At 53.9% G+C, this 18,943-nt stretch carries 14 protein-coding genes and 1 tRNA gene; 8 read left to right on the forward strand and 7 right to left on the reverse strand.

Annotated features, from left to right (window positions below):
- Positions 1-54: 54 nt before the first annotated feature.
- Together yidA and uspA are read right to left on the reverse strand one after the other, a co-directional pair.
- Complete coding sequence (gene yidA, locus I6N93_RS16565; RefSeq protein ID WP_085686601.1) at positions 55-870, reverse strand: sugar-phosphatase; 816 nt, start codon at positions 868-870, stop codon at positions 55-57.
- Positions 871-1,538: 668 nt separating this feature from the next.
- Positions 1,539-1,976: a universal stress protein UspA gene (gene uspA, locus I6N93_RS16570; protein ID WP_026740816.1), complete on the reverse strand. Its 438-nt coding sequence runs from the start codon at positions 1,974-1,976 to the stop codon at positions 1,539-1,541.
- Between the two features lie 588 nt (positions 1,977-2,564).
- On the opposite strand from uspA, the gene uspB reads away from it, so the two are divergent.
- Positions 2,565-2,903, forward strand: a complete 339-nt coding sequence (gene uspB, locus I6N93_RS16575; RefSeq protein WP_085686599.1) for a universal stress protein UspB — start codon at positions 2,565-2,567, stop codon at positions 2,901-2,903.
- Between the two features lie 120 nt (positions 2,904-3,023).
- Here uspB and pitA read toward each other — a convergent pair whose 3' ends face one another.
- Positions 3,024-4,529 carry an inorganic phosphate transporter PitA gene (gene pitA, locus I6N93_RS16580; RefSeq protein WP_085686597.1) on the reverse strand — a complete coding sequence of 502 codons (1,506 nt, stop codon included), beginning with the start codon at positions 4,527-4,529 and terminating at the stop codon, positions 3,024-3,026.
- Positions 4,530-4,803: 274 nt separating this feature from the next.
- On the opposite strand from pitA, the gene I6N93_RS16585 reads away from it, so the two are divergent.
- Entirely contained in the window at positions 4,804-5,991 is a 1,188-nt protein-coding gene (locus I6N93_RS16585; protein ID WP_085686595.1) for a BaiN/RdsA family NAD(P)/FAD-dependent oxidoreductase, read from the forward strand.
- Between the two features lie 4 nt (positions 5,992-5,995).
- Here the strand turns inward: I6N93_RS16585 and I6N93_RS16590 are convergent, their stop codons facing one another.
- From I6N93_RS16590 to ligB, 4 genes are all read right to left on the reverse strand, one after another.
- On the reverse strand, positions 5,996-6,955 hold the full coding sequence (locus I6N93_RS16590; RefSeq protein WP_085686593.1) for an arsenic resistance protein: 960 nt from the start codon (positions 6,953-6,955) through the stop codon (positions 5,996-5,998).
- Positions 6,956-7,177: 222 nt separating this feature from the next.
- Positions 7,178-7,254 (reverse strand) — tRNA-Pro (locus I6N93_RS16595).
- Between the two features lie 131 nt (positions 7,255-7,385).
- Positions 7,386-9,065, reverse strand: coding sequence for a kdo(2)-lipid A phosphoethanolamine 7''-transferase (gene eptB, locus I6N93_RS16600; RefSeq protein WP_085686591.1), 1,680 nt, complete (start codon positions 9,063-9,065; stop codon positions 7,386-7,388).
- Between the two features lie 375 nt (positions 9,066-9,440).
- On the reverse strand, positions 9,441-11,138 hold the full coding sequence (gene ligB / locus I6N93_RS16605) for an NAD-dependent DNA ligase LigB (RefSeq protein ID WP_085686589.1): 1,698 nt from the start codon (positions 11,136-11,138) through the stop codon (positions 9,441-9,443).
- A 311-nt stretch (positions 11,139-11,449) separates the two neighbouring features.
- On the opposite strand from ligB, the gene gmk reads away from it, so the two are divergent.
- The 6 genes from gmk (at position 11,450) to I6N93_RS16635 (ending at position 18,838) form a co-directional block, all read left to right on the forward strand.
- A complete protein-coding gene (gene gmk / locus I6N93_RS16610) occupies positions 11,450-12,073 on the forward strand; it encodes a guanylate kinase (protein WP_085686587.1) in 624 nt (207 codons plus the stop codon).
- Positions 12,074-12,130: 57 nt separating this feature from the next.
- Positions 12,131-12,406, forward strand: coding sequence for a DNA-directed RNA polymerase subunit omega (gene rpoZ, locus I6N93_RS16615; RefSeq protein ID WP_026740808.1), 276 nt, complete (start codon positions 12,131-12,133; stop codon positions 12,404-12,406).
- 18 nt (positions 12,407-12,424) lie between these two features.
- Positions 12,425-14,524 carry a bifunctional GTP diphosphokinase/guanosine-3',5'-bis pyrophosphate 3'-pyrophosphohydrolase gene (gene spoT, locus I6N93_RS16620; RefSeq protein ID WP_094107964.1) on the forward strand — a complete coding sequence of 700 codons (2,100 nt, stop codon included), beginning with the start codon at positions 12,425-12,427 and terminating at the stop codon, positions 14,522-14,524.
- Positions 14,525-14,530: 6 nt separating this feature from the next.
- Positions 14,531-15,223 carry a tRNA (guanosine(18)-2'-O)-methyltransferase TrmH gene (gene trmH / locus I6N93_RS16625; protein ID WP_112092272.1) on the forward strand — a complete coding sequence of 231 codons (693 nt, stop codon included), beginning with the start codon at positions 14,531-14,533 and terminating at the stop codon, positions 15,221-15,223.
- Positions 15,223-17,304 carry an ATP-dependent DNA helicase RecG gene (gene recG, locus I6N93_RS16630; RefSeq protein ID WP_085686585.1) on the forward strand — a complete coding sequence of 694 codons (2,082 nt, stop codon included), beginning with the start codon at positions 15,223-15,225 and terminating at the stop codon, positions 17,302-17,304. Before trmH ends, recG begins: the two co-directional genes overlap by 1 nt.
- Before the next feature lie 130 nt (positions 17,305-17,434).
- Positions 17,435-18,838, forward strand: a complete 1,404-nt coding sequence (locus tag I6N93_RS16635) for a nucleobase:cation symporter-2 family protein (RefSeq protein WP_085686583.1) — start codon at positions 17,435-17,437, stop codon at positions 18,836-18,838.
- Positions 18,839-18,943: the final 105 nt, after the last annotated feature.

Raw genomic sequence — 18,943 nt, forward strand, 5'->3', positions numbered from 1 at the left:
TTGTCCGTATTAACCGGATAAACGGGGGGAGTGGCGGCAATACGCCGCCTCGCATTATCCCTTCAAGACAAACTTCTCGATGGCATAAGCTACACCGTCTTCCTGATTGGTTTTGGTGACGAATTGACTGGCGGCTTTCACCTTCTCAATCGCGTTACCCATTGCCACGCCAAGTCCCGCATAGTCCAGCATCGCCAAATCATTTTCCTGGTCGCCCAGCGCCATGACCTCATCGCGCTCGAGGTTCAGGTGTTCCGCCAACATCTTGACGCCTTCCCCCTTATTTACCCGTTTATCCAGAATTTCCAAATAGAAATCAGCACTTTTCATAATGGTATAGCGTTCGAAAACGTCAGCAGGAATCTTTTTGATGACCTCATCTAACAGCGCAGGTTCGTCTATCATCATCAGTTTGGGAAAATGAAGGCAACGGTCCATTTCTACTACGGATCGGTATCGCAAGGGCATGCCAGTGAGAAACGACTCGTGCACCGTATAAGGGCTGATATCCTTATTCGCGGTATAGACATAATTAAAATCCAACGCGTGGAAATGAACGTTTAAATCCCTCGCCAATTTTTCGAAATAGAGATAATCATCAAAACTGAGCGTAGTTTCTGCAACGCACTCCGCACTGGCGGCCTTCTGAACCAGCGCACCGTTATTGGTGATGCAGAACTGATCGTCCTGATATAAATCCAACTCTTCCAGATAGCGCTTCACGCCGATATAAGGCCTCCCGGTCGCGATAACAACATGCACCCCTTTATCGCGTGCGGAGGCAATCGCGTCTTTTACCGCCGCAGATACGACATTTTGTGGGTTAAGCAGCGTGCCGTCCATATCGATGGCAATAAGTTTGATTGTCATAATTTGTACCGGTGTCGGAATAATAATTCGTATGCTAACGCGCCTTTGTGCGGCGATGCCAGTGAATATAGAACAAGGACATGGTTTCCTGGAACGGGAGCGAAATCGCTATAGGTTGCTGTTTAAAAATGTGACATTGATCATGTTCTGCCATGATAAGAACGGAAATAAACCGGATCAATAAACACAACAGCGAATTAAAATAACGGGACGCTTTCTTAGCCTTTTTTGATTTTCTAACCACACGTAGTAATACGCTTGTATTTCGAAATAACCCATGGATTAACCCCGGGCGTCACCGAATCTCCCTGATGAGCTCCCTTCAGATTACTTCATTTCGCTCACATATATTTCAAGCAAGCTTAAATGAGACGCGAGTTTTATCGGCTTCCCGAAATAAAACCGGGAATGGAATCCAATTCCAGCCCACGAGAGTCAGTCGCTGTGTTTTAGCCGTCGATACGGGATAAACGATGAAACGACTCCGCCTCAGGCAGGGTGGGTGTATCACGCTGAGGATTAAGCCCGAGGCAAAGTGAAATGAGGTGGAGGACAATACTAGCGCCAGAGCGGAAAACACCGCTTTAGGCAGGAACTTCCGGCGGCACGTATCAATGGAGATTCAACGCACCCGCCACCCTGATACTTAAGCGGCGGGTGACCCCACGTTAAACTTCTTCGTCATCCTGCAGTGGAACAATCAGCATATCGACATGGATGGTATTAATCAGCTGACGGGCGGAGGACATCAGCTTGCTCCAGAAGTCCTGGTGGTGTCCGCACATGACCAAATCGACATCGTACTTATGAATGGCGTCCAACAGCACCTGACCCAGATCGCCGCTCCCGCTTAGTGTTTCCGCAATGGGATATCCCGCGTTCTGCGACAGGTCTTTCAAGGCATTTTGCGTTTCTTCAGAGATGCGCTGCTGCATATCGCCGAGGTTGACATCAATCAGTCCGGTATAAAGATCGGAATAGTTAACATCAACATGAATCAGGGAAACCTTGGCATTATACGGCTTGGCCATTGAGACCGCCTTGTCGACTAGCATTTTGCTTTCCGGCGACAGGTCGACGGCAATAAGAATGTGTTTATAAGCCATAATAAGCTCCTTCCATAAAGACTAATGAATGGGTCGGCAGATATTTCTCCTGCCAAACTGATACTTACTGGCGATCTGCATCATAACACTCGCCGTCAAGGCGGGGATGTTCAGCAGATCACAACGCCGTAGAGTGGCGGTTAGCGGTAGTCACGGAACCCATCACTACGCCTCCCTATCCTGAAGTTAACGTCAGTGTACGCCGATGAGCGGCACCGCCGACGGAAAATCACGAGAACACATAAGTATAGTTAAAGATCGCTCGCGATAAGGCTAACAGGACTGGCTTGGATGACGGGGATCCTGCCAATTTTTCATCACATTAGCATGTCTAAGAGACATTAACGGCGTTATAGTAAAAAAATGAAACGGCCTTCTACAATGAAAATAATCCCGCGTCACTAGCTCAGCGCGGAGAAGAAGAATACGCCAGCAGTAGAAAATATCCGCGGACCGCGCCTTGATACGTAACAATCGGGCCGCTTTGAAACATCGCATACATGATATTTGGGATGACTATCTACAGGTGTCAACGACGGGGATGCGGGACGTACAAACACCTGCCGGATAGCTAAGCGGGAGGGGAGCATGGTAATCAGCACGTTTGCGCTTTTCTGGGCTTTATGCGTCATCTGTGTCATTAATATGGCGCGTTATTACTCTTCTTTGCGAGTGCTGCTGCTGGTATTGCGAGACTGCGATCCGCTGCTGTATCAGTACGTGGACGGACGCGGTTTCTTTACCACTCACGGCCAGCCCAGCAAGCAACTGAGGCTTGTTCGCTACATCTACAGCCAACGCTATCTGGACCACCACGACCCCGAATTTATCCGTCGTTGTGAACGCGTTCGCGGACAGTTCCTACTCACTTCCGCTTTGTGCGGACTGGTCATCGTAAGCCTTATCGCCCTACTCGTTTGGCACTAATGAAGCGGCCGTTTAAGGGGCATCGCGAACGATGCTTACTCGAATAGCGTCCATTAAAAATGGCGACCTAAGGTCGCCATTTTCCTACTTATTGCTGTTTCTTCGTGTTGTCGCGCAGCCTTAAATCAGCTTTAGCGTCAACCAGTACAGTACGCCGGACAGTATCAGCGATACCGGCAGCGTAAAGATCCAGGCCAGCAGGATGCTTTTCACCGTCTTACTCTGCACACCACCGCCATCTACGATCATCGTCCCCGCCACCGCGGAGGAGAGCACATGCGTCGTAGACACCGGCATGCCGGTATAACTGGCGACCCCAATCGACAGCGCTGCCGTTACCTGAGCCGAGACGCCCTGAGCATAGGTCATCCCTTTCTTACCAATCTTCTCACCGATAGTCACGGCAACACGTTTCCACCCCACCATGGTTCCCAGAGACAGAGCCAATGCCACGGCGACAATAATCCACAGCGGCGCATACTCTACGGTATGCAGCAAGTCGGTACGCAGATTGGTCAGCAGGCGTTTGTCTTCGCTGTTCGTTTCCGGCAGCTTGATGATGCGGTCCATGGTATCGGAAATACACATCAGCAGACGGCGAACCTGGCCACGGTCGTCGCTGGACAACTCGCTGTAGTCTTTCAGGTTATTCAACAAACCTAAAGAGTGGTCGATCGCCAGCATGACGCGTGAGCTATCGCAATGGAAGTCGGGTTTACCTTCGATAGGAATGGTTTTTTCCTGCGTGGGAATTATCGGCGGAGACAGATCGATGACATGCTTCAACGCTTCGCCGTGCGTGAGGTAGTATCCCTGCAGATTAACGACCGCATCGCGAGTTCGGCTAATATCATAACCCGATGCATTCATGTTCAGCACGAAACCTGCGGGCGCAACGCCAATCAGTACCAGCATAATCAGGCCGATGCCTTTCTGACCGTCGTTGGCACCGTGAGAGAAACTGACGCCGACGGCGGACAGGATCAAGGCCGTTCGCGTCCAGAACGGCGGTTTACGTTTGCCATCCTGTTTCTCACGTTCATCTGGTGTGAGGTGAACCCGCTTTCTTTTCTTGGTATTGCTCCAGTAACGACGCAGCAGGAACACCATTAGCCCAGCGATGATCATGCCCACAATCGGCGACAGGATCAGCGACAGGAAAATGCTGACCATCTTCGAAATATTAAGCGCATCCACGACCGACGTCTTCGTCAGCAGTGCATTGGTCAAACCGATACCGATAATAGAGCCGATCAGGGTATGGGAGCTGGAGGCCGGCAATCCGAAGTACCAGGTACCCAGGTTCCAGATGATCGCAGCCAGCAGCATGGAGAAGACCATAGCCAGGCCGTGAGCAGAGCTGACGTTCAGCAACAGATCGGTCGGCAGCAGATGGACAATGGCGTAAGCAACGCTTAATCCGCCCAGAAGTACCCCAAGGAAGTTAAATATTCCCGCCATCACCACAGCAAGCTGGGCGCGCATGGCACGAGTATAAATAACGGTAGCAACAGCATTGGCAGTGTCGTGAAAGCCGTTAATGGCTTCGTAAAACAATACAAACAGCAAAGCCAAAATCAACATCAGACCGGTGTGGAAATCAATCCCGGCAAATAAATGTAGCATAAGCGTTAGGCCATATAGTGGTCATCAACGCGGCGCATTATCGGCGACAAGCGGGGCTTGGGAAAAGGAAAATCTGACATTATTTTGACTTACTTTAATCCAATCATCCATCAGCTGATTATTTTTTTGATAAAAATCAAATAATTGTAACCTATTACGAAATTCTGCAATTTGTAACACTGGTCAGATCACAGGACGAGCACTACAATCTGCCGCCCTGAACGGCAATTCGGCCGCAGGCCGATACCTGACGAATTGCGGGGGTGCAAAGCAAGTGGAACAGTATGATGTGGTAGTGATTGGCGCAGGCGCGGCTGGACTTTTCTGCGCGGCGCAGGCAGGACAGAAAGGCCTGCGTGTGTTGCTGGTGGATAATGGCAAAAAACCGGGCCGCAAGATTCTGATGTCCGGGGGCGGACGCTGCAATTTCACCAACCTTTATGCAGAGCCTGGCGCTTACCTGTCGCAAAACCCGCATTTCTGCAAGTCCGCTCTGGCGCGCTATACCCAGTGGGACTTTATCGACCTGGTCAACCGCCACGGCATCCCCTACCACGAAAAAACCCTGGGACAGCTGTTCTGTGACGATTCCGCTCAGCAAATCACCGATATGCTGCTGAAAGAGTGCGAACAGGGTCAGGTCACGCTGCGGTTGCGCAGCGAGGTGCTCGAGGTGGACAAGGCCGAAGGCTTTACTCTCCGGCTGAACAACGGGGCGGTGCGGAGCCGGGAGCTGGTTATCGCCACCGGCGGCCTGTCGATGCCCGGCCTCGGCGCCAGCCCCTTCGGCTATCAGCTCGCCCGACGGTTTGACATCAACGTACTGCCCACCCGCGCGGCATTAGTCCCCTTCACGCTGCATAAACCGTTGCTGGAACAGCTGCAAACGCTGTCCGGCGTCTCTGTGCCGTCTCTGATCAACGCGGAAAACGGCGTGACCTTCCGCGAGAATATCCTGTTCACCCACCGCGGCCTGTCCGGCCCGGCGGCACTTCAACTTTCCAGCTACTGGCAGCCAGGCGAATTCGTCACCATCAATCTGCTGCCCGACCAGGATCTGACCGCACTGCTCGATGCAGAACGCCTCGCCCATCCCAATCAGAGTCTGAAAAATACGCTGGCGCAGTGGTTGCCCAAACGCCTGGTGGAATATCTTCAGGCACAGAGACAGTTGCCGGATGTGACGCTCAAACAGTTGCAAAAACCTCAGCAAACACAAGTAGAGAACACGCTACAGCAGTGGCGAGTGCAGCCCAACGGCACCGAAGGCTACCGCACGGCAGAAGTAACGCTAGGCGGAGTCGATACCCGCGAGCTTTCGTCAAAAACGCTGGAAGCCAACAAGGTGCCTGGACTGTACTTTATCGGCGAGGTCGTGGACGTCACCGGCTGGCTCGGCGGTTACAACTTCCAATGGGCCTGGAGCTCGGCCTGGGCCTGCGCTCAGGCTTTAGGGAAGTAACCACTCATTTGCCTGCGTGAAAGCGCAGGCGCGGCACCCAATGAACGTAAATCAATTCGGCAATCAGCTCGACCAGCGTCTGGCTAACCACCACGACAGGCATCAGAGGTAACGCGCCGGGAACCGCCAGCGCCAATGGCAAAATCACCAGCGAATTGCGCGTCGCAGCGCTAAATACCACGCCCCTTCCCTCCGCCGCATTCAACTTCAATAGTCGCGCAACGCCCCAACCCGCCAGCGGCGCAAGAGCCGAGAACAAAAGATAAACGGGCAACACCGCCAGCGCCGTACCGCGCGACTGCGTTAGCTGCGGTACGACAAACGCCGTAATCACCGCCAACACCAGCGCCGTTGCTGGCACGGGAAAGCACCCAAGCCAGTTCGCCATAACCCGCCCCGCTGCGGATGTCTTACTCCAGCGTTGGAAGATCCATGCCAACAGCAGCGGAGTGGCGATCATGGTGATAAAAGCCTGCAGGAAAGGCGCGATGCTGACGGTCTGGGCCGTATCGAACAACAGGCCAAAATACAGCGGCAATAGCAGCATTTGTAAAAGCAACAACAGTGGCGTAGCGGCAAGCAACAGACGCGAGTCCGCCTGACCCTGCTGACAAAACGTCACGACGTAGTCGATGCAGGGACATAGCAACACCATCGCGACCCCATACGCCACCACGGGCGCTAGCGGGAATAGCGCCAGCAACAGCGCCACCAGCGCAGGGATCGCGACAAAATTGGCGATAAACAGAGCCAGCAGGAAACGTACATACCGGAAGGCATTAAGCATCTCCCCCAACGGCAGCGACAAAAAGGTGACGAACAACATGGATGCCAAGGCCGGGTTGAGCACCACCACCACTCCCGACACCGCCGGCCAGCAGCCAGCAACGACCGCCGCCGCGACCATAGTCAAAAAATAAATCCCGGTTTGCCGGTGTTCCAACGTGTCTTTTATCTGGCTCATAAAAATCAGACATTTCAATGAAAAAAACGGCTAGCATCATGGCAGAGATAACCGGCGTTGCCTATTGGTGACCAGAATGCGGGAAGGTGTTGCATTGGGATAAACGGCAATGGCATCGGGAGATAGAGAACAATCTGTATCAGGGGGAGACAAAAACAAAAAAACCCGCTGTCGTTAGCGGGTTCCTTGATGAAGACAACCGGGTATTGTCTTCTTTGAATTTGGTCGGTGAGAGAGGATTCGAACCTCCGACCCCTTCGTCCCGAACGAAGTGCGCTACCAGGCTGCGCCACTCACCGAATGCGGGGCGCATATTACTGCGCCCCTGATAACGCGTCAATCCCTTTTTAACAAACAACCTTAGAGTTGGCGACAAAGTGTGCGACGCAGTTTCCAGGAGCAGGATAACTCTGTAGGTTATTGATTTTAATCAATTAACCGGTTTCTCACACCAGTTATTGCTCTGATTGATGCCGCCATCAGGAGAGGTATACCCCAGACATCCCAACACAGAGTCGAAGATCTCCTCATGGCGCAGAATTTCACCGGCCTCCTTTCTGGCCTTTAAATTAGCGAAAGCCTGCTGATGTTCTGGCTCAGCCAGAAACTTATCAGACGCCCACATCATTATCGGAGAACGAAATTGCTCCGGCGGCGCGACACGACGCGGCGTTCCATGCAGGTGCGAGTTCTCATCGATTGATTCGCCGTGATCGGACGAATAGAACACCAACGCTTTCTTATCTCTCACCTGGTTGATGACCTGTTCGATAAACGCATCCGTGTAGAGAACGCTGTTGTCAAAAGAGTTGATGAGCTGTTCTCGGGTACAGGAGGCATCCACGCTCATGCACTCCGGCTGGTAGCGGGCAAAGCTGCGCGGGTAACGCATCGAATACTGGTAGTGCGACCCTTTGGTATGTAGGACGATAAGATGTTTGCCTTTGGTATAACGCGCCAATGAGGACTTCATCTCATCGATTAACAACACGTCATCAACCGATTTTCCATCATTGCGTTTTTCAGAGGCAATCATCTCGCGGATGGAGTAGTTATCAGCCCGAATGTTGTTGTAGAACCACACCTCGCTTTGCATGGCAAACAACTCCGATGAGAATCCCAATCCTTTCATCACGGAAAAAATATTGTGCTCTTTCAGCGTTCGCTGAGGATTATCTTCCGCCCCGCCTTCGCGCACAAACATACAGCGCATAGAAAGTTTGGTGGAGGTATCGCAAGAGCGACCGCGAAACGCCAATAGATTTTCCTCTTTGCCCAACTGAGGCGTCGTGTCCCGTGAGTAGCCTAACAGCCCCAAATGATCCCATCGTGTCGTCTCGCCAATGATAAAGACGACATAGGTATCATCAATATCCTTAGGCGCCTGATAGGTAAATTGAGTGCTCGGATCAAACAGGGAAGAGGCATCCTGATTTTCATCGTAGTGGGCATAGGCGAACAATCCCAGGGCAGACAACCAGTTAGACGGCAGATACGAGTGAGCCACTACGCCGCCATAGCTGGGTAAATCTTGATTAGATGCTTTTTCCGCGTCAGCGTTGACCTTGCCCATATAATCCATGGGTAGCCAGACCAGCGCGACGATAACCGCCAAACCCAGCACTGCAGACAAACGTTTCCCTGGCGTTTTCAACTGTTCTAACAACGTTTGTTGCAGACGGCTTGTCCAGATGATCGCCAGCGGCGGCACGCTGACGAATATCATCCACAGTACGAAATTGACGCCAATCACCTCCCGAGAGAGATCGATATCTGTCGTCATCACTGAAGCGATGATGCCGTAGCCAATAACCACATTAAAAAAGGTCATGTAATAGCTGGCAGCCACTGAAATTAATGTCAGTAACGAAGCCAGAATACGAAAACATCTTTTTCCACCCAGAGAAATAAGCCGCATCAGGAAAAAAGTAAACAGAATGCAAGCCAGCAGCTCAGCCACGGCAGAAAGAAAATGCGTGGCATGTTTAAGGTCGAAAATAGCCAGAGAATCAAAACGGCGGTAATAAACGGATAGATTCAGGAATAAGCCTATATAAAAAGCTAATATCCAGGAAACTTTGGGTTGGGAATAAACTTGCATTCTTATAATCTGCTCCAGAGGCTTGCGTCTGTAATCTGTAAACAGACACCGCAGCCCCCCTCGGAGTTCATTATCTTTTAGCGTTATAGCGTAATAAATGTGATGAAGCGCAATCGCTTAGCTAACCAACCGTCGTATCAGACCTCTCCATTATTAGACTGGATCATGAAATGATTAGGTTGATTTATCTATTCTGCAAGGATAATCGTCTAACTCATTAGTTCTGATGTGTGAGTAAAACCCTGTGATCTTATTTATATATAACAAAAAATAGTTCCCCACGTTTCAATCCACAGCATTCCCTTTTAATAAATTTATTTATTAGCTATCTCACTTACTTTTTTATCACTGCCATCTAAGTCTTTTTAAAAACAAGAAATTACGCTATTTAATACCGTATGGCTCGATGCGCCGCATCATTGATTGCACTTCTGGATGAAGTAAAAACTGCCTTATTTTATGTGCACGCCGATGACCCACACCGGAAAACTGCTGCCACTCTGCGGTGCTACGCTGCTGAAGCTGAGACAAAGATAGTCCTTCCAGCGCGGCGTGCGCTGATTTCGGCAACGGCATACCCAAGGCCAGCAGCCAACGCGATAACGGCAGATGACGCGTCGACTGGAACTGCTGGTGCAGCATCGCCGCACGCGTTTCGCCGACATATGCCGCGGCACTAATCTGATTCCGGTCCAGAGCAAGCCAGTCAACGACATCCTTCATTTGCTCCGCCAGCATCAATCTTTTCCACATGCCTTCGCGTAATCCCCGGATCGCCAATCCGGCGTCGCTGCTTAACCAGACCAAGCGAGCCAGAAATTGCGGCTGACATGCTCTGCTCCATCGAAAGCAGGAAAATTCGTCGAACTGCGCTGCCTCCGGCGCATCCACCGTCGAGCGTTCCGCGCTACGCCACACGACGCCATCGAGCCGGGGAGTCCCCCGGCCTGCGAGACTGACCGTCACGCGATCTCCCGGCTCAACATCCCACTGCCGCCAGCGTGCCACAGATCCGACGTTCACTCTGCTAACCTGCTTATCATCCAGCATCACCGTTTCCAGCGCCAAAACGGCTCCTATTTTTCCGGTTCTCCCCACCGAAAACTCAATTCCCTTTACCTCAGCGACGCGATGAATCGGAGGATATTTCCAGGCAATCACCCATTCAGATTCTCCAGACTGCCAGTAGCGCCCCGCAGGTTCGTCTTCCTGGCGGATCACTACGCCATCGGTGACAAAAGGCAATGGGGACTGATACCAGTGCTTACGCCAGCGTCGGGCTTCCGCCAACGAGGCGATAGATTCGGAATAGCGCTCCGTCAGCGCAAAACCCATTTTTCGCAGCTCCACCAGCCGCTGCGTCATGCTGCGCGGGCCGTCGGGCCACGCCCAGATAAAAATCCCTATCCTCGCCAGCAAGGATGACGGCTGTTTTCGCCGCATTTCACCCGCGACCAGCGCCCGGGCATTGAGGCCGCCAAGCTTATTCTGACGATGATTTTTCACCGGAAAAAACAGCTCGCCCTGCAGCACCACACGCTCTGGTATCTCGGTATGGCTGCCCCGCATGATTTGCTGAGGGATCGCAGAAATTTGCCTCACCTTCTCCGTCCAATCTTCCCCCTGCCGCCCATTGCCTCTACTGACGGCAGAGATCAGGCGCCCCTGCTCATAAACCAGCGTCACCGCCACACCGTCGACCTTGGGTTGGACCCAAAGATGACGCCGGGCCGCCATCCATTGCCGTAGCTCGCCCTCGTCGGAAAGTTTTCTGAGGCCGGTATGCTCTACAGGGTGAAGCGTTTTACCCTGACTGGATAGGCGTACCTCAAACCCCATGTCCTGCGATGGAAAGCAGCGCTGCCAGCTTGCCAACATCGTCCGCATCTGGTCGTAAGTATCATCGGGAACCGGGCTTTGTCCCTCTTCATGATATGCCTTATCCCACAGCGTCAACTGCTGCCCCAGTCGCTGAATTTCCTTACGCGCCCGCTGGGGTGCCCACTCAGGACAAGAGTCGGCGGCCGAAGCCGGTTCCGTCAACAATATCGCCACTATGCCCAGCCAATATCCATATCGCATAAATCCTCAATCCTCCGCTAAACGCAGCGGCAGTAAAACACGCCGTCCGGAACCGAGACCAGTCCAAGGACGTGCAGTTGCGGCCCGTTTCGCAAACAATCAGCATATTTACAGCAAGGAGATAAAAAATTGCGGCGCACTGAGCAAGGAAGAGGAAAGGCGTTTGACCGCGACAGTAAAGATAAGCCAATTTGTCAAACAAGGCGGGTTCAATACTTACGTTGCACGACTGACAGCGGCGTGGCATGTATAATGCGATGAGCTGCGCGTTCAGCGGCATCAATTCTAACTACTGAATAGATACATTCACTATGGCTCAAGGCACGTTATATATTGTTTCAGCACCAAGCGGTGCCGGAAAATCCAGTTTGATTACTGCGCTGTTAAAAACGCAGCCGCTGTATGACACACAGGTTTCCATTTCTCATACGACCCGTGATAAACGGCCGGGAGAAAATCACGGCGAGCACTATTATTTCGTACCGGTTGATGAGTTCAAGCGCATGATTGGAAACGACGAGTTTCTGGAATATGCCGAGGTTTTCGGTAATTATTACGGCACATCTCGTACCGCCATCGAGCAAGTGCTGTCTACCGGCGTGGATGTATTTCTGGACATAGACTGGCAGGGTGCCAAGCAGATTCGCGAGCGGATGCCCTCCGCACGCAGTATTTTCATTCTGCCGCCCTCCAAAGAAGAGCTAGAACGTCGCCTACGTGGTCGTGGGCAGGACAGCGAAGAAGTCATTAATCGACGCATGGCGCAGGCGATTGCCGAAATGAGCCACTATGCTGAATACGATTATCTTCTCGTTAACGATGACTTTAATTTGGCGCTGCAGGATTTGAAAACCATCATTCGCGCCGAGCGTCTGCGTTTATCCCGACAGAAAGTGCGGCATGACGGCTTGATCACCAAACTATTGGCAGACTGACGGCACATTCAGTATCATGCCCAGTCTTTTTTTTATTTCCCTGTGGAGTACCTCATTATGGCACGCGTAACTGTTCAAGACGCTGTAGAAAAAATTGGTAACCGTTTTGACCTGGTGTTGGTCGCTGCCCGTCGCGCCCGACAGATCCAAGTTGGGGGCAAAGATGCCCTGGTTCCTGAAGAAAACGACAAGTACACGGTTATCGCACTGCGTGAGATCGAAGAAGGTCTGATCACTTCCCAGATTCTGGACGCCCGTGAGCGTCAGGAGCAGCAGGAGCAGGAAGCCGCAGAAATTCAGGCGGTCACCGCAATTGCTGAAGGTCGCCGCTAATCACACCACGAGTCGCCCTTGTATCTGTTTGAAAGTCTTAATCTGCTGATTCAGAATTACCTGCCCGAAGATCAAATAAAACGTCTACGGCAGGCTTACCTTGTCGCACGTGATGCTCACGAGGGGCAGACTCGCTCCAGCGGCGAGCCCTACATCACCCATCCTGTAGCCGTAGCCTGCATTTTGGCCGAGATGCGTCTCGACTATGAAACGCTCATGGCGGCGCTACTGCATGACGTGATTGAAGACACGCCCGCCACCTATCAGGATATGGAACAGCTGTTCGGCAAAAGCGTTGCCGAGCTGGTGGAAGGCGTCTCCAAGCTAGATAAGCTGAAATTTCGCGACAAGAAAGAAGCGCAGGCAGAAAACTTTCGCAAAATGATCATGGCGATGGTGCAAGACATCCGCGTCATTCTAATCAAACTTGCCGACCGCACCCACAATATGCGGACGCTGGGGGCGCTAAGGCCGGATAAACGCCGACGCATCGCCCGGGAAACGCTGGAAATTTACAGCCCGCTGGCCCATCGGCTCGGTATTCATCACCTGAAAACCGAACTGGAAGAGCTGGGGTTTGAAGCGCTCTATCCGAACCGTTACCGCGTTATCAAAGAAGTGGTGAAAGCCGCGCGCGGCAACCGTAAGGAGATGATTCAGAAGATCCTGTCGGAAATCGAAGGGCGTTTGCTGGAAGCCGGTATCCCCTGCCGCGTCGGCGGCCGGGAAAAACACCTCTACTCCATCTACTGTAAGATGCACCTGAAAGAGCAGCGTTTTCATTCCATTATGGATATTTACGCTTTTAGGGTGATCGTCCACGATCTGGATACCTGCTACCGCGTGCTCGGTCAGGTTCACGGTCTGTATAAACCGCGCCCCGGTCGCGTTAAAGACTATATCGCCATCCCGAAAGCCAACGGCTATCAATCTTTGCATACCTCTTTGATCGGGCCGCACGGCGTCCCCGTCGAAGTGCAGATCCGTACGGAAGATATGGATCAGATGGCTGAAATGGGCGTGGCCGCACACTGGGCTTATAAAGAAGGCGAAAGCAGCACGACCGCACAGGTTCGGGCGCGTCGTTGGATGCAAAGCCTGATGGAACTGCAGCAAAGCGCTGGCAGTTCATTTGAATTTATCGAAAGCGTGAAGTCGGATTTGTTTCCCGACGAAATGTACGTCTTCACGCCCGAAGGCCGCATTGTCGAACTGCCCTCTGGCGCCACGCCGGTGGACTTCGCCTATGCGGTACATACCGACATCGGCCACGCCTGCGTGGGCGCACGTGTCGACCGCCAACCATATCCTTTGTCGCAAGCGCTGAAAAGTGGTCAGACGGTTGAGATCATCACGGCGCCGGGCGCCCGTCCAAACGCCGCTTGGCTGAATTTTGTCGTCAGTTCCAAAGCTCGAGCCAGAATTCGTCAACTGCTGAAGAACCTGAAGCGTGACGACTCCGTCAGTCTAGGACGTCGTCTGCTGAACCATGCGCTGGGTCACGGACGCAAGCTGTCCGAAGTTCCCGCACCCAATATTCAGCGCGAACTGGACCGAATGAAAATCTCTTCGCTGGACGATCTGCTGGCGGAAATCGGTCTTGGCAATGCCATGAGCATCGTGGTGGCCAAAAATCTGCTGGAAGAAGATACCGGATTGAACAGTTCCGGCATCCGCAAGCTCCCGATCAAAGGCGCCGACGGCGTGTTGGTGACCTTCGCCAAGTGCTGCCGTCCCATCCCGGGCGACCCCATCATTGCCCATGTCAGTCCCGGCAAAGGGTTGGTTATCCACCACGAGTCCTGCCGCAATATCCGCGGATATCAGAAAGAACCCGAGAAATTCATGGCGGTGGAATGGGACAAGGTCACCGAGCAGGAGTTTCTGACCGAAATCAAGGTGGACATGCTCAACCATCAGGGCGTGCTGGCCAATCTGACCGCCGCCATCAACAGCGCCAATGCCAATATCCAGAGCATCAATACGGAAGAAAAAGACGGCAGGGTCTACAGTGCCTTTATACGGCTCACCGCGCGTGATCGCGTCCATCTCGCCAACATCATGCGCAAGATCCGCGTAATGCCGGATGTCATTAAAGTTAATCGTAACCGAAACTAATCTGTTATGACGCCAGAACGTTATACGCGCATCAGAGAGATGCTGAATCACCGTCAGCCCGACCTGACGGTGTGTATGGAACAGGTTCATAAGCCTCACAATGTCTCCGCCGTTATTCGCACGGCGGATGCCGTAGGCGTGCATCAGGTTCACGCCATATGGCCGACCGGACATATGAGAACGCTGGTTTCCACCGCCGCCGGCAGCAACAGCTGGGTAAAAGTCAAAACTCACGCCACGATTAAGGACGCCGTCGAACATCTGAAGGCGCAGGGTATGCAAGTGCTGGCCACCAACCTTTCTGACAAAGCCGTTGATTTTCGCGACATTGATTACACCCGCCCCACCTGCATTCTTCTTGGACAGGAAAAAAAAGGCATCTCCGCAGAAGCGCTGGCCTTGGCAGACCAGGACATCGTTATTCCGATGACCGGCATGGTCCAATCCCTCAATGTTTCCGTAGCCTCCGCGCTGATTCTGTATGAAGCGCAACGTCAGCGACAGATGGCTGGAATGTATCATCGGGATACCAGTCCGTTGGACGAAGAGGAGCAGCAGCGCCTGTTGTTCGAGGGCGGCTACCCCGTTCTCGCCCGCGTGGCGAAACGTAAAGGACTTCCACGTCCGCTCATAGGCCAGCAGGGTCAGGTGGTCGCCGACACCCCGTGGTGGGCCGCCATGCAGTCCACGGAATTATAATGCGCGGACGCCTGCTGAATACCCAACCGCTGAACACGCTTGTCGGCGTCGGGCCCAGTCAGGCGAATAAACTGGCCCGCATCGGCTTGGAAACCGTGGAAGATCTGCTGTTTCATCTGCCGCTGCGCTACGAAGACCGCACCCAACTTTATCCCATCAACGACCTGCTGCCGGGCATCTACGCCACCGTTGAAGGCGAAATTCTGCGCTGTGACGTCACTTTTGGCCGCCGCCGTATGCTGACCTGCCAGATCAGCGACGGCAGCGGCGTGCTCACGCTGCGTTTTTTCAACTTTAACGCCGCCATGAAGAACAGTCTGGCGCCGAGCCAGCGGGTCTTCGCTTACGGTGAAATCCGCCGTGGCAAGCTGGGAGCTGAAATTATCCACCCGGAGTATCGGGTTCAGGGCGAAGAAAGCGACGTGGCATTGCAGGAGACGCTGACGCCGGTCTATCCCACCACCGACGGCATCCGTCAGGCCACGCTGCGCAAGTTGACCGACCAGGCGCTGAAACTGCTGGACCGCCATCCGATTGATGAACTGCTGCCGCAGGAGCTCAATCACTCGATGATTAGCCTGACAGAAGCGCTGCATACGCTACATCGGCCGCCGCCCGACATGCAGCTGAGCGAGCTGGAACAGGGGAAGCATCCGGCTCAGCAACGGTTGATCATGGAAGAGCTGCTGGCCCACAATCTGAGTATGCTGGCCGCACGGGCCGGCGCCCAGCGTCACCACGCGCTGGCGCTCCCGCCCCGCGATACGTTAAAACAGCAGTTGCTGGCCGCCCTGCCGTTTTCGCCGACTCAGGCGCAAGATCGCGTCGTCGCCGAAATCGAACAGGATTTGAATCATCCCTATCCCATGATGCGGCTGGTACAGGGCGATGTCGGCTCTGGCAAAACGCTGGTGGCGGCTCTGGCCGCATTGCGCGCCATTGCTCACAGCAAGCAGGTGGCGCTTATGGCGCCCACCGAGCTGCTGGCGGAGCAACACGCCAACAACTTTCGCCAGTGGTTCGCGCCTCTGGGCATTAACGTAGGATGGCTGGCCGGAAAGCAGAAAGGCAAAGCGCGTCAGGCGCAACAGGATGCCATCGCCAGCGGCGATGTCGGTATGGTGGTCGGCACCCACGCCATTTTTCAACAGCAGGTCCAATTTAACGGTCTGGCGCTGGTAATTATCGATGAGCAGCACCGGTTTGGCGTCCATCAGCGGCTTGCTCTGTGGGAAAAAGGCGAGCAGCAGGGATTTCACCCCCATCAGCTAATTATGACTGCAACGCCGATCCCGCGCACGCTGGCGATGACCGCCTACGCCGACCTGGAAACCTCGGTCATCGACGAGCTGCCGCCGGGCAGAACGCCCGTCACTACCGTCGCCATTCCCGATACTCGTCGCGGCGATATCATCCAGCGTGTCGACAATGCCTGCCAGCAGGAAGGCCGTCAGGCCTATTGGGTGTGTACCCTGATTGAGGAGTCGGACCTTCTGGAGGCCCAGGCGGCGGAAGCGACCTGTCAGGAACTGCGCGAAGCGCTGCCGGAACTTACCATCGGGTTAGTGCACGGGCGGATGAAAGCGCAGGAAAAACAACAGGTGATGGAGGCGTTCAAGGCAGGAAATATTCAACTGCTCGTCGCCACCACCGTGATTGAAGTCGGCGTAGATGTCCCCAACGCCAGCCTGATGATTATCGAAAATCCCGAACGGCTCGGTCTGGCGCAATTGCATCAGTTGCGTGGACGCGTAGGCCGCGGATCGGTGGCCTCCCACTGTGTACTGCTGTACAAATCGCCGCTCAGCAAAACCGCGCAGAAGCGACTGCAGGTTTTACGAGATAGCAATGATGGCTTTGTGATCGCTCAACGCGATCTCGAGATTCGCGGACCGGGTGAACTGCTCGGCACCCGTCAAACCGGCAGCGCCGAGTTCAAAGTCGCCGATCTGCTGCGAGATCAGGCGTTGATTCCGCAGGTCCAGCGCCTGGCGCGCCACATCCACGAACGCTATCCCGAACATGCGCGGGCGCTCATCGAACGCTGGCTGCCGGAAAGCGCGCGCTACACCAACGCCTGACTGTCCACGGCGATCGCTTCCTCCCAAATTATCCTCTACGCTCGTGCATCAAGGCGGCATGCGCAACCGTTTGCTTTTATTAGGTAGATCATTAAAATGCGTTTTTTGTCGTTCTGGAGTGCCAACCGCCATGCGTATTCCCCCTGCCGAACCACTGCGCCCGGAAGAACCCGCCGCCGCCCAACCTCGCAGCGAACTTATCTACCGTCTCGAAGATCGCCCGCCGCTGCCGCAAACCCTGTTTGCCGCCGGCCAGCACCTGTTAGCCATGTTCGTTGCCGTCATTACGCCGGCCTTGCTGATTTGTCAGGCGCTCGGGCTGCCGGCGCAGGATACGCAGCACATCATCAGCATGTCGCTGTTCGCCTCCGGTCTGGCCTCCATTCTGCAAATTAAAACCTGGGGGCCTGTGGGTTCCGGGCTGCTGTCGATTCAGGGCACCAGCTTTAACTTTGTGACGCCGCTAATCATGGGCGGATTGGCGATGAAAAATGGCGGCGCAGATGTTCCCACCATGATGGCCGCGCTGTTCGGCACGCTGATGGTCGCCTCTTGTACCGAGATCCTGCTGTCCCGCGTTCTTCATCTAGCCCGAAGGATTGTCACTCCGCTGGTTTCCGGCGTGGTCGTCATGATTATTGGTCTGTCGCTGATTCAGGTGGGGCTGACCTCGATTGGCGGTGGATTCGCGGCGCTAAACGACCATTCGTTCGGCGCGCCCAAAAATCTGCTGCTGGCAGGCGTGGTCCTACTGGTTATTATCCTGTTGAATCGCCAGCGTAATCCCTATCTGCGCGTCGCCTCACTGGTCATTGCTATGGCCGTCGGGTATCTGGCGGCGTGGCTGATGGGAATGCTGCCGAAAGAGATGTCCAGCACGGCGCAGTCCGCCATCATGGTGCCGACACCGCTGTATTACGGTCTGGGCTTCGACTGGAGTCTGCTCGTGCCGTTGATGCTGGTATTTATGGTGACATCGCTGGAAACCATCGGCGATATCACGGCAACCTCCGACGTCTCGGAACAACCGGTACGCGGACCGCTATATATGCAACGCCTGAAAGGCGGCGTGCTGGCCAACGGCCTGAACTCCATGCTTTCAGCGGTATTTAATACCTTTCCAAACTCCTGCTTCGGTCAGAACAATGGCGTGATCCAACTGACCGGCGTCGCCAGCCGCCATGTCGGTTTCGTCGTTGCGCTAATGCTGATTGTGCTGGGGCTGTTCCCGGCCGTCAGCGGATTAGTTCAGCACATCCCGGAGCCGGTGTTGGGAGGCGCGACCATCGTAATGTTCGGAACGATCGCCGCCTCAGGCGTGCGCATCGTGTCTCGCGAATCGCTAAACCGCCGGGCTATCATGATCATCGCCCTCTCGCTGGCCGTAGGTTTGGGCGTCGCTCAGCAGCCGCTAATCCTGCAATTCGCTCCAGACTGGCTGAAAACCCTACTGTCTTCCGGCATCGCTGCGGGCGGGATCACCGCCATCGTCTTGAATCTGGTGTTCCCGCAAGAGCAAGAAGAAAAAGAATAGGGAGCCGGCTTCCAGATATTTCGTATTTACCGTGCTAATCAGGGTCCCATGATGCAACATCGGACCCTGATTCTTGTCAGGCGTATGATTACCGACTTGAGCGGC

It is taken from the genome of Lonsdalea populi (assembly GCF_015999465.1).
Lineage (GTDB): Bacteria > Pseudomonadota > Gammaproteobacteria > Enterobacterales > Enterobacteriaceae > Lonsdalea > Lonsdalea populi.

Bases quoted from the DNA above. Each gene is read 5' to 3' on its own strand.
- trmH (WP_112092272.1), top strand. From the start codon at position 14,531: ATGACGCCAGAACGTTATACGCGCATCAGAGAGATGCTGAATCACCGT.
- gmk (WP_085686587.1), top strand. From the start codon at position 11,450: ATGGCTCAAGGCACGTTATATATTGTTTCAGCACCAAGCGGTGCCGGA.
- uspB (WP_085686599.1), top strand. From the start codon at position 2,565: ATGGTAATCAGCACGTTTGCGCTTTTCTGGGCTTTATGCGTCATCTGT.
- uspA (WP_026740816.1), bottom strand. From the start codon at position 1,976: ATGGCTTATAAACACATTCTTATTGCCGTCGACCTGTCGCCGGAAAGC.
- pitA (WP_085686597.1), bottom strand. From the start codon at position 4,529: ATGCTACATTTATTTGCCGGGATTGATTTCCACACCGGTCTGATGTTG.
- I6N93_RS16635 (WP_085686583.1), top strand. From the start codon at position 17,435: ATGCGTATTCCCCCTGCCGAACCACTGCGCCCGGAAGAACCCGCCGCC.
- rpoZ (WP_026740808.1), top strand. From the start codon at position 12,131: ATGGCACGCGTAACTGTTCAAGACGCTGTAGAAAAAATTGGTAACCGT.
- I6N93_RS16590 (WP_085686593.1), bottom strand. From the start codon at position 6,955: ATGAGCCAGATAAAAGACACGTTGGAACACCGGCAAACCGGGATTTAT.
- ligB (WP_085686589.1), bottom strand. From the start codon at position 11,138: ATGCGATATGGATATTGGCTGGGCATAGTGGCGATATTGTTGACGGAA.
- recG (WP_085686585.1), top strand. From the start codon at position 15,223: ATGCGCGGACGCCTGCTGAATACCCAACCGCTGAACACGCTTGTCGGC.
- yidA (WP_085686601.1), bottom strand. From the start codon at position 870: ATGACAATCAAACTTATTGCCATCGATATGGACGGCACGCTGCTTAAC.